At 43.2% G+C, this 12,485-nt stretch carries 8 protein-coding genes; 7 read left to right on the plus strand and 1 reads right to left on the minus strand.

What is annotated here, in order from left to right:
• Positions 1-6 precede the first annotated feature (6 nt).
• The 4 genes from VFC92_00635 (at position 7) to VFC92_00650 (ending at position 2,277) form a co-directional block, all read left to right on the plus strand.
• Positions 7-228 carry a hypothetical protein gene (locus tag VFC92_00635; protein ID HZK06680.1) on the plus strand — a complete coding sequence of 74 codons (222 nt, stop codon included), beginning with the start codon at positions 7-9 and terminating at the stop codon, positions 226-228.
• Positions 218-373: a hypothetical protein gene (locus tag VFC92_00640; protein ID HZK06681.1), complete on the plus strand. Its 156-nt coding sequence runs from the start codon at positions 218-220 to the stop codon at positions 371-373. The genes VFC92_00635 and VFC92_00640 overlap by 11 nt, the downstream gene beginning before the upstream one ends.
• A 332-nt stretch (positions 374-705) precedes the next feature.
• A complete protein-coding gene (locus tag VFC92_00645) occupies positions 706-1,125 on the plus strand; it encodes a putative toxin-antitoxin system toxin component, PIN family (GenBank protein HZK06682.1) in 420 nt (139 codons plus the stop codon).
• Between the two features lie 171 nt (positions 1,126-1,296).
• Positions 1,297-2,277 (plus strand): phosphatidylserine decarboxylase, encoded by a 981-nt coding sequence (locus tag VFC92_00650; GenBank protein HZK06683.1) that lies wholly within the window; start codon positions 1,297-1,299, stop codon positions 2,275-2,277.
• A 307-nt stretch (positions 2,278-2,584) separates the two neighbouring features.
• Here the strand turns inward: VFC92_00650 and VFC92_00655 are convergent, their stop codons facing one another.
• A complete protein-coding gene (locus VFC92_00655; protein ID HZK06684.1) occupies positions 2,585-8,878 on the minus strand; it encodes a T9SS type A sorting domain-containing protein in 6,294 nt (2,097 codons plus the stop codon).
• Between the two features lie 559 nt (positions 8,879-9,437).
• On the opposite strand from VFC92_00655, the gene VFC92_00660 reads away from it, so the two are divergent.
• The 3 genes from VFC92_00660 to VFC92_00670 form a co-directional block, all read left to right on the plus strand.
• Positions 9,438-10,922, plus strand: coding sequence for a potassium/proton antiporter (locus VFC92_00660; GenBank protein ID HZK06685.1), 1,485 nt, complete (start codon positions 9,438-9,440; stop codon positions 10,920-10,922).
• 1 nt (position 10,923) lies between these two features.
• Positions 10,924-11,742 carry a universal stress protein gene (locus tag VFC92_00665; GenBank protein HZK06686.1) on the plus strand — a complete coding sequence of 273 codons (819 nt, stop codon included), beginning with the start codon at positions 10,924-10,926 and terminating at the stop codon, positions 11,740-11,742.
• Between the two features lie 311 nt (positions 11,743-12,053).
• The coding region (locus VFC92_00670) for a hypothetical protein (GenBank protein HZK06687.1) at positions 12,054-12,485 on the plus strand (432 nt) is incomplete at its 3' end.

Consider the following 12,485-nt stretch of genomic DNA (forward strand, 5'->3'; position numbering starts at 1 on the left):
TGAACGATGAAAACAGCAATGCAAATAGATATTACGTACGAGCAAATCCTTTCGATGGTTAGGCAACTCCCGAGGCAACAAAAAATTAAGCTGACAAAGGAACTGGAAAAAGAGGTTATTGATTCAAAATTGTCTAGGTTGCTAAAGACATTTAAAGCAGAAGACCTTGACCTAAAAACCATAACCGAAGAAGTGGAAAGTGTAAGACAAGAAATTTATGAAAAATAAAGAGATTAAAGAGATGAGGGAAAAGAGTTTCAAGCCATTTACAGAAGAACAACTAATCAAAAGGGCCAGAAAATCAAACAGCGATTACCTTGTAGGCAAATTTAAAACACAAGAACAATTAGAAAACGAATCACAAAAGTGGTAATCAAATGAAAATTATTTGGTCGGACTTTGCCTCTGAAACGCTTAAAACAGAAATCCGGTCGCATCAAAAAAAATTGCTACTCGTGAGGTTTTGCCTATTTTTGACAAAATTTAGTTTTTGAATTATGGGAACAATAAGCATAGAGCTAGAGAAAAGCCAGTTTATCAGGATACTTAACGAATTGGATGATACCGACAAATTGGAGATATTCAATGCGTTAAAAAAATCATTGTTTCTAACCAGGTTTAATACCCTTTTAGAATCAACTAAGACCTCAGAGTTGACAATGGATGAGATTACAAAGGAAGTTGAATCAGTTAGGCAACAACGATATGACAACAGTAAGCAAGTCAATTAAGGTTATTGTTGACACAAACATTTGGATTTCCTTTTTGATTGGTAAAAATCTGAAAGGACTTCAAAACCAGATTGATTCTCAATTTATAAAAATAATTAGCTGCAATGAACAGCTTCATGAATTAGCAGATGTCTTCAATAAGCCAAAGTTTAAGAAGTACTTTACCCACGATCAGATTACAGAGTTTTTTGAATTATTTGATGAGTTTTCTGAATTGATTGCAATAAAGACAGTTTCTAATATCTGCAGGGATCCAAAAGATAATTATCTGGTTTCTTTGGCAATAGATTCTAAAGCTGATTTTTTAATAACCGGTGACAAGGATTTATTAGAACTTGAGAAGATTGGTAAAACAATTGTCCTCAAATTCACTGACTTCGATAAAATTCACTAAATCACCTGTATCCATTTTGTGAGTCCCTGTTACACAAATTGAGCTAATGGACTCGATTTTTTAAGTTTGGCTGTTTCCTGAATTGAAACGAAATGATGCGGTAAGACGGCAAATCCTCCGGAGGATTTCGGCTACTTTTGCAAAACATAAGGAAAGGCAAACAAAGCAAACATGAAATTTACAAAAACCAAAAAAAGGTGGGGCATCATTTTGTTGTTGCTGGCCGTGGTGGCCACGCTGGCTTTTTATCCGTTGCCGCCACAAGCTCCCATCCAATATTACGATAGGGAAAGTGGCCTGTTGAAAACGGAAAAAGTGGCTGCAGAACATTGGTTGGTTTGGCTGTATAATAATCCGGTGGGCGAAGCAACCTTGTGGGCGCTGGCGAAAAGAAAGGTGGTTTCGTCGGTTTATGGCACCAGGATGGATCGTCCTTCATCTATCCAAAAAATAGAACCCTTTGTTGAAGAATTTGATATCGACATGCGCTCCGTCAAGGAGCAGGAGTTCGACTCTTTCAACGATTTCTTTACCCGGAAACTGACGGATAATGCCAGGCCGGTGGATACCATCGCAACTGTTGCAGTGTCGCCAGCCGATGGGAAATTACTGGCTTATGCCGACATAAGCCACAGCGATTTTATCATCAAAGGAACCCGCTTCGATGTTTTATCATTTTTGAACAATGCCAAACTTGCTCAAAATTACGTGGGTGGCGCATTGGTGGTCGTAAGACTTGCCCCTCCCGATTACCACCGTTTTCATTTTCCCGTTGGTGGAAGCGTGTCGCCCCTCACACGTATCGACGGTGATTATTATTCGGTAAACCCCCTTGCTTTGCGCAAAATGACCGAAATATTCTGCCTCAACAAAAGGGAAATTACCATCGTTACCAACCCTTTGTTTGGCGATGTGGTGGTGGCCGAAGTAGGTGCAACCATGGTGGGCAGCATCGTGCAAACTTATACCGGGGATTCGGTAACGAAAGGAGAAGAGAAAGGGTATTTCAAATTCGGGGGATCCACGTTGGTGCTGCTGTTCGAAAAAAACAAGATTCGCATCGACGCCGATTTATTGATGAATACTTTAAAGGGATACGAAACCGCCGTCGAACAAGGAGAAAGAATGGGTGTATCGATGATTTCACCATAAATCTCAGGGTTGGGTTTTAATGGATTAGTTCGAGCCTCGTGAAGTTCAGGAAAATTTGAATGATTGGATGTTAAAGACCCTCTCTAGCTCCTCCGTCGACTGACGGAGAGAATGCCAACGCACTGGCTATTGCAGCGGCTTGTGCGGCCGATGATTAGATGCTTGCTTACATCCGATCTGCCTGAAGCCTGCACCAGCGCGATGAAGGAAGCGCCATTGGAGAAACCTGTCACACAAAGCATAAAAAAAACTCCCGAAAGCCAATCTGCCTTCGGGAGTTTTTTATTAATGTAGAAAAATGGAAAACCTATTTCCGGATCAGCTTTTTAACCAAAGCCGCGTGGTTCGCTGAAAGTTTCAATTGATATACGCCCGGTGGCAGCGCCGAAACATCCCAGCTTAGCTCGTCGGCAGCATCGTTGGTGCGCTGCAGCAGCAGCTCGCCACGTACCGAAAAAAGCTGTAACAAATCATACTGACCAATTCCGGTAATAGTTACGGAGCCGTCTGTCGGGTTCGGATATATTTCCACTGTGATGGATGAAGCGGTTCCAATACCCGTGGCGGTTTGCTGGATGTGCGTGATCACCGATAAGCCATGATCGGCAAAGACGCTTCCATCTCCAGTAGGATCATAAACGACTGCCAGCATACCGACTTCGTTTGTGGCGGGGCAGTATATCTTCAGACTCATCGTTTGTCCGCTCACGTATCCGCTTATGCCTGGCAGCTGCGCGTCGTCGGCAAAAGCAGTGATGGCCAGAGGCTTGCCGGGCAGTTCAATCTGTGCAACGCCGCAGCAAATATTGTCGGGCGTAAACAATCCTACAATGTCACCGACCCGAAGCTCTGCAGTAACGCCGGGAGCGAAAGCAACCAGATGTGAAACGGGCGAAGCTTCCGGCTGGTTCCAAGGAGTTTCCAGCATTGGCATTTCGGGATATTTGCCATTCCAACCTGCATCGGTATTGGCGGGGAAAGTGACAATACCCGGTGAAGTCACGCGCACATAATAGGCTTTGCCGGGCAGCAGGTTGCCCAAAGTATTGATGCCATAGGCCGGCCAATAAACGCCCGTGCCAGCTACATCTTTCACCATCTGAAAACTAACCGTGGTGGACAAGGTTGCTACGTTTACCGGATTGTTAGCGATAACGGGAATCAGATTCCAGCCTGCGGCTATGGGCAAGGTTTTGTCGGTTTCGGGCATCCCAGATATGGAGAGCGACGCTGGATTTGCCATTTTCACAGAATAAGCTGACTGGCTCAGCCAGTTTCCAATGTTATTGATAGGCCCTGCCGGATAATAAATACCGCTCATGGTTTGGGCAATGATAAATTTAGGTGCCAGAGGAGCAAACACATTTTCGATGTTATTATCGGTGGGCATGACGTAGCTCGACAATCCCTGCCATCCGGCAGCCAACATAACGTTGTGTTGTTGGGTTTCTCCGTCCCACATAATTCTGTTGTATGGGTCGCTCTCGTGGGCAGACCCGGAAAAAGTACCGCTATAATCATAAAAGGTGATGCGCCCGGCATCGACAGATTTCTTCACGTTGCTGATTACGCCACCGGAGTTGAATGGGAATATAGCACCGGTGCATTTGAGCGTCTGCGTGCTGTTCATGGTAAGAAGCGTGCTCAAATTCGTACCCAGACGGAAAGTACAGTTGTTGAAGGCCTGCGCCGTGTCAACCAATGCGCCGCTGGAAATATTAACACCGTTAACACTCATGTACTCGAAAATGGTGTTGGAGACGCCAATGTCCCCCCCCGACTGAACATCGAACGAGTATCGGTTTGTGGCGGCACGCGTAACCCAGTTTGTTAGATATGAAAAGCCCACTGAACGGAAAGTTCCTCCATTCTTCACCGTCAGCGAGGTGTTGAGCTTTAATTTAGACGGAATCAACATTTCGAGGGTTGCGCCATTTTCGATGCTGGCGCTGCCCATGCAGGTAAGAGCGTAACTCCCACTTGTGTTGAGTTTCCCGGCATTAACTGTCAGATTGCCATTAATTAAAACATCACCACTTAAGCCAACCAGGTTGGCCCGTGAAGTGGTTATTGTTTCCCCATTGCGATCCTGGAAAGTAAGCGGCTCAGAACTTTCATCTGATCCTCCGGATTTGTTGACGGTAAGATTATGGAAATTGGTTCCGGCACCATTTTCTATCAATGCGTCGGTACCACCATACAACTCAACAGTTCCACCTGCCGGAGTAAAAGCAGGGTTAAAAACAATAAAGTTTCCTGATGTTTTAATAGTACCACCGGTTATGTTCTCGGTAAGGGTATAGAAGGGATGATCGGCAACCCAAATACCAACATCTTTAAAATCGAGCACACCCCCGGTCATGGTGATAGAAGCATTTGCGCCATAAGGCCAGTAGCTATCTCCGTTTCCACCATAAACATTTAATGCTCCGGCGAAGCCAACGATGACCCCTCCGTTAAGGTCAACAGATTGCATATTGTCCTGGTGCAAGTCGATTGTTCCGTTATAAACGAAAAACGTTCCAAACAATCCATTATCGACCAGGTCGGCTGCGCTAAAGTAACCGGAAGATATATAAATTCCTCCGCTTGTCCAGTCGTAAATTTGACAAGTGTTGGAGGTTCCTCCTGAAACATTACACAAAAGTCCGCAAGACATGTTGGTTTCGAGAGTATAGAAATCTTCGGAGGAGCAATACTGGGTGCCGGTTCCATTAAAGATTACCCGGCCATTCGATTCATCAAAACCGGAGGTACCAACATTATTATGCCAGTCGCCGCCGATGCTTATTGTCTTGTTATTTGAATTTAAAATGCCGGCATCGATCGTCAGATCGCCCAGAATAGTAAGTTGGGAGCCAGATACAAAAATAGTGCTCCCCCTGGTTTGCTCTATTGGGTTTCCTTCCCGGTCGAACAAAGGCGTGGGCGGTGCGTCGTCGGCGCCTTTGTTGATAACAACATTATCAACACTACATCCCTCACCAGTAATCAGCACTGCATCGGCAGTTCCATACATTTCAAAAATGTTTCCTGTGGGGGTAAAATCAATCCGTTGATTGCTAAACGTACCCACAGTACGAATTACCCCACCGGTTATGTTTTCGGTTAAGGTATAGCCGTAAGCACTGGTAATGGAAATACCAACGTTTTTGAAATCGAGAACACCCCCATTCATGGTGATCGAGGCATTTCCACCATAAGGCCAGTAGCTATCATAGGTACCACCATACACATTAAAGTTCCCGCCATAAATGTTCAGATTTCCGGCTAAATCTACATAGCCATCGCTGTTGTGCAGGTTGATGGTTCCCCCTAAACTGAGCATGAAACTGCCAAAAATTCCGTTGTCGTAGAGGTCCAAAGCAGTAAAAGTCCCGGCTAGAACATCAATGCCTCCGGTTGTCCAGTCGTATTGGTTGCAGGTTACATCAACGTAATCTATGCGTAAGGCAGCGGAAGCGAACATATTGGTTTCGAGAATATTAAAGGTTTCGTTGGTTGTCACATAATTGTATCCGGTACCATCAAAAATCACACGACTGGTGCCTTTGTTGAAGCCGGCAGGGCCAACGTTGTTGGTCCAGCTTCCACCAACACGCATGGTTCTGTCCTGTAAATTTAAAATTCCTGATTCGATTAATACATTGCCATCAACTTCAAGTATACTGCTCAGGGTATTGTCTATTGTAACAGTACCAGTCTGGCTGAAAGTGAGATGGTTGAAATAGTCTCCAACATTCATTCGCAGCGATTGTGTTGTGCCATCAAGAATAATCCTGCCATAGATGCCGTTAAACGACCCGCTGGATTTGATATCCCCCTTCACTTTAACATCGATAGTACTGTAAACACGAAAGCTTGCCCCCGATTCCACATAGATATCTCCGTTGATCGTCAGAGGCTGTGTTGACTGAGTAGGAATAATAAGGCCTGCACCTCCTGTTTTTTTGATCTCGATATTGTTAAATGAGCAGGAAGATGAATTGCAGGTAATGTATTTGTCAGTTGTTCCCCAGAATGAAACGCTACCGTTAACCAGGTTAACATTGGCACCACTTTTAAAAACCCAGTCTCCATATACTAAAAACTGAGAAGTGGCGGTGATGTTTGCACTTGAACCCGAATGCCAGTTTACATTACCCAATACTGCTAATGAACCGGAAGCATTATTCATATTCAGTACACCCCAAATATCAAGATCGTTCGTCATAATTAAGGAAGAACCTCCAATTGTCAGCATTGCTCCTGAGTTAATTGTGAGGCTTTTGATAGACGCATTTGCAGTGTAAACATAAGGCTGGTTTGGTGTACCGGAGGGTATTGTAACATCCATATCAAAAGTTGGCAATATGTTTCCACTCCAGTTACCCGGGGTGTTCCAGTTGGTACTCAAAAGTCCCGTCCAGGTTCCGGGCTTTTCTACTTTCAGCGTATAATTGGCTGAGTTGCCATTATTGGCCCAAACACAGAGTCCGTACCAATCGGCTGTGGTTGCAGTGTAAGTGAAATACTCATCAGCACCAGATCCACCTGAACCCGACATGGCCTTATAGGCATTCCGTGGCGCATAGTAAGCTACTCCGTTTGAACCATACAAAGCAAAATCAAGGTCGGCAGAACCCGATGTTATATCAAGAGTAAAACCATACAATCCGGGATTCAGATAAACATCATAGATTTCCACCACATCACCTGCCGGCCAGGAAGTGATAACTGGTGAACCTAAGCTAACTATATCCATCCCTCCTTCAAATTCCACCTTTGCATTACCTGTTCCGGAATATCTTGTTACCTTGACCCCTCGGGCAATTGAACTGGTATGGCCGCCATCAATCACAACAAAATCAACCGCTGGTTTACCATAAGAGGATGAAGTAATTATATCATTGAATGAGGTGCTTCCATGAAGTTGAATATCCCAGTCGTCAGCGCTATTGTTTGATCTTACCCCTACTACACTCCAATAATTGGTGGTGTTTGTAAACTGGAAATAATCGGGAATGGTAGTGGTGGTTACAACTACATCTTCACTAAGCGTAGGCAAACTTCCACCTGCATGAAAATCAAAATTTCCATAACTACCATCTGCTGCTGCCAGCCCTTTTGAAGGATCTCTCACTTCAATCTTCACCCGACCCAATGTTGAACCTGCCAACCCTGAAGGAATCCTCCAGTCAAAAATACCATCGTTGGGAGTATTTTCTACGATTTGGGTCCAGTTTAGACCTCCATTGGTTGAATATAGGATCCTTGCATAAGAATCAGGATGATAATCATAGTCCCATTTAATTTCAAATACGTCGCCCGCATATAAATCTTCACCCTGGTTTGGTAAAGTAGCCACATCTGAATAACGCGGATCGCCAAATGGACTTACAATATTTACAGCAGCACCGTATTGTCCGCCGGGTACAATGGTGCCTACAAGATCACACTCTGTGTAAAGCACATTGCTGTGAGCGGCATACCAGGTTCGATGGCAAATTACAAAATTATCATCAGTATAACCTACTGCAGTTTGTGAGTGGCCTGGAGTTCCCCAATGTATGGGTCTGCCGTTATCAATTTCTGTCTTGGTCCAGCTAAGGTAGTAAGATGAAGTTCCATATTTATTCTGGCCTGTAAAGCCATAACCCCTGGCATTAGTCGCATTGATAAAACCATTCAACCAGTGAGATGGAGAGGTGTTCCCTGTCATTGAATCAGTGTGCATAGCAATGGCAAGGGCTTTTTGCAAATCTGGGACGTTTTTATCGGTTTCACCCTGCGCATGGTCATAACGCTGAAAGTGATGCTTCACCAGGTTTCCATAGTCACTTGCGAATGACATGCCTCCATTATCCCAGTATGCAAGTGCCATGGCAAAAGCTGTTGGAGTGCAACCATAGCTCCAGTCGTAAAAAGGAACATACTCTTCGTGTGGAATCAAATGATTTGCTTTGGATATCAGCGTTTTACCATCAAGAAACTGATCCCATTTATGATCTATGTCTTCCGACAACTTCCACAATCGCGGAGCGTTATATTTTTGAATCACAACGCTTTGGAATTCCTGCTCAAGATATACCTCTACAGGTGGAAAGACTTTTACAAAAACCTTCTTATTATTGTCAGTAAAGCAATACCATTTGGCTATATCGTTCATAAGATAAATTCTGTAAAGGCTTGGATTATCAGTATTTAATTTTTGAGCAGCCAATCGCTTTACTTCTGCACCATAAGCGTATTCATCTGATATTGATTGCTGATAATTTATAATAGGCGCAGTGTTTTTGGATGCAGACACAAGCATATTTCCGAAGCTTCCTATCTGCCACCGGTCGTTTTTATTATTAGAATCAATAGGAATATTACATTGGTCAATCAGCGATTCTCTTGCAGGAAAAGGATGACCAATCGAGAAATTAAAAGTGTAAGCCAAAAGCTCATCCTGAAGATTGTACAAAGGAATGGGTTCGTCGGCATAAACCTCTCCCCAGAGAGATTGTGCGTTTTGTAAAGCAATTTGCTTTACCTGTTCGAATGGAACATAATCAACCTGTGCTGACAAATTGATGTAAGCCAGGATCATGAACATAAAAAGTACAAGTTTTCTCATGACGTAAAGTATTAGGTTTATAAATTAAAAAACAATGAAACGTCAATTCAAAATCAATCTCAGAAAAGGGAAGGAATGCCTGTTCGAGTGGCATTTCGCCTTGTTGGCAGGAAAGTTTAAGAACTTGTAGTTTGAAAAAGTAGTCTGAAAAACTATTAACAAATATAAAAAAAATATCAAACACCAAAGTCGCTTTACACATTAACCTGTTCTCGTCAAATTCAAAATTCGTGTAGTCTTTTCATCGAAAATCCTTTGTCGGAGCGGTATCCAATATGCTTTCAGGCCTCATTTAAAAATTCATAAAAAAGTCGATTGCAATAAACAGGCACTTCCATACTTCCAAAACATATCTCTTCATTTTTTGTGATGGGAAGTCGTCCACGAGTTTTTGTCAATTAAGCGAATTGCCGTTAACTATGAGTTGTTAGCAGTTATGAAGCTCCGCCAAGGCGCAATCAGCATTCGATTTGACAAGACATTACAAAGCCATAATTTTTGTAGAGCCTCCGGGCAAGAAACCGTAAGTTTGCACAGTTGGTTTCTATAAAGTAAAACGATGAGTTTAACGATTGAAAATATTTTATTGGTTGGCTCTTTATTACTTTTTATCAGCTTAATAGCCGGTAAAACGTCCTATCGGTTTGGCGTTCCTACGCTTCTACTCTTTTTGGCAATAGGAATGCTGGCAGGCTCCGACGGCATTGGTGGCATCCGGTTCGATGATCCCAAAATCGCCCAATTTATCGGAGTTGTTTCTCTCAACTTCATTCTCTTCTCGGGCGGGCTCGACACCAGTTGGACCAACGTAAAGTCTATTGTAAGACAAGGGGTTATTTTATCCACGTTGGGCGTTTTGCTCACCGCCGTTACGCTGGGAACCTTCGTTTGGTGGATTACCGATTTTACCTTTTACGAAAGTATGTTGCTTGGCTCCATAGTTTCTTCGACAGATGCTGCCGCGGTATTCTCAATTTTGCGCTCAAAAAGCCTCTCTTTAAAATCCAATCTAAGGCCCACCCTCGAGTTGGAAAGCGGAAGTAACGACCCGATGGCGTACGTTTTGACCATTGCCTTTTTGACATTGGTAGTAAACCAGGACCAAAGCTTTGTTTCCATCATACCGTTGTTTCTGAAGCAAATGATAATAGGCGGCATTGCAGGCTTTGCTTTTGGAAAGTTGGGCAAAGTCATCATCAACAGAATAAAACTCGATTATGAAGGGCTTTATCCTGCATTGGTCATTGCGATCATGTTTATTACATTTTCGGCAACGGACTTTGTGGGGGGCAATGGATTTCTTGCCATCTATATTTGCGCGGTTTATCTCGGAAATCAGGACCTGATACACAAAAGAACCATTTTAAATATGTACGACGGGCTGGCATGGCTTGCGCAGATTGTTTTGTTCCTCACGCTGGGCTTGCTTGTATTCCCGTCGCAGGTTCTTCCGGTTTTCGGAATTGGATTGGTCATTTCATCGTTCCTTATCATCGTTGCCCGCCCGGTAAGTGTTTTTCTCTGCCTTGTATTTTTTAAGATGAAACTACGCCGGCGTTTTTATATATCCTGGGTTGGGTTGCGCGGCGCCGTTCCCATTGTGTTTGCGACCTATCCGCTGTTGGCAGGTATCGAAAAAGCCGATATGATTTTTAATATCGTGTTTTTCATTTCGGTTACCTCTGTTTTAATTCAGGGAACCACCTTGCCAATCGTTGCCAAATGGCTCAACGTATCACTGCCTGTAACGTCCAGGCCACTTTCAGAAGCTGAAAAGCTCATATTAGATATTCCAAAAACGGCCATGAGAGAAATTGAAGTGCTGCCGGATGGATATGCGGTAAACAAAAAGCTCGTAAATTTAGGCTTCCCGAAAAACGCCATCATTGCAATGATTAAACGAAATGATAAATATCTCACTCCAAATGGCTCCACGGTAATTAAGGCCAACGATATTTTGGTGGTACTTTCCGACCATCTGGAGGGACTCAATGAAGCAGCCGATTGTTTGAATAAACAAATACGTCCACAAAATATTTCATGATATGAAAAAGCGATTTATCTTACTCGTTGACTTTTCGGAAAGTTCGGAAAACTTAGTAAAATACGCCTGCGACTGGAGCACACAAGTAAATGCAGAGCTTCTTCTGGTGCATCATACCGAAGCTTTACTACCTGCGTTTGCCGACGATATGGGCAGAGAAAGTCTGGTAAGAATTGCCAATAACGAGGCTGTGGAAAAAATGAAACATCTCATCACCACAACGCTACCTACAAGCGCAAAAGTTTCCTATTCCGTTTCGGATAAACATCTTCATACGACTTTAAAAAAACTCCTTACCGAGCCATACGATGATTTAGTTTTTATGGGATTGAAGGGAACCAGCCAGCTCAAAAAGATATTTATGGGCAGTGTAGCTATTCAGGTCATCGAAAAGACCGATAACATTGTGGTAGCAATGCCCAGGGAGATCGCTCGCTTTTCGCACGAGAAAATATTTGTGGCAGTTACCGATAAGCATCCTTTGAACATCCTGGCACTTAATAAATTTCTAAGCTTCATCGATAAAGACAAAACAACCATCACCTTTTTCCATTTGGCCAAACCCTCCGAAAAGACCAAAAGCATAGAAAAGCAACTTAAAGATCTGGCCAAACTCTTTTCCGTCACATATAGCACCTCGTATGCTATTTACGAAGGGAGCAGTTCCTTTAATGAAATAAAGAAGGTGATCAACAATACAATTGACGAACTGTTGGTGGTTCAAAAAGGCTCCCGCCACCTGACAGATCAACTGTTCAGGAAATTCATGATCAACGAGCTGGTTTTTGAAGGGCAAACCCCGCTGATTGTTTTGCCATAAATACGCAGCGCTGATATTCGTCAGTCACCCCGTGAATGTTGCATAAACCTGAAACATTGGTTGACTGGCCTTGCGCTATTCACGGGATGACTTTTTAGAAGCATTTTTTTAAGTTGCTCCCTGGCGCTGACTTTCAAATCCCAAAGTTTCGGGACAGGATTTAGAAACGCCCAATATAATTTAGCGTTTTTATTTTACACTTTGCTTCCTCTTTGAGAGCTTTGGGATTCATTATTACCTGGACTAAGATGTTTCGCGACATTTCAGCAAATTTTTTGTTTTACCTTTGTAACCATCAATACTTTTAAAAAATGGAAAACGATAGCGTAAACGAACCTATGGGTACATATAGCCAACCGCTCAATTTCGACCTGGTGTGGAAGATGTTTCAGGAAACCAGAGAGCGGATGAAAGAGACCGACCAGCAGATTCAGGAAACTGGCCTACAGATGAAAGAAACGGATAAAAAGATAAAGGAATTATCCGCGCTGTTCACCTCACAGTGGGGTAAACTTGTCGAGTCGTTGGTAGAGGGCGATCTGATTAAACTGCTAAACCAACACGGAATTGCCGTCGAAAAAACACTTCAGCGGGTAAAAGGTAACAAGGGTGGTGAAAATTTTGAATATGATATAATTGCCGTCAACGGGCACGAAATTGTAATTGTGGAGGTGAAAACCACACTGCGGGTTGGTGATGTAGAGGATTTTCATAAGAAGATATGGAAATCAAAAACCTACTTG

The organism is Bacteroidales bacterium (genome assembly GCA_035647615.1).
GTDB lineage: Bacteria > Bacteroidota > Bacteroidia > Bacteroidales > 4484-276 > SABY01.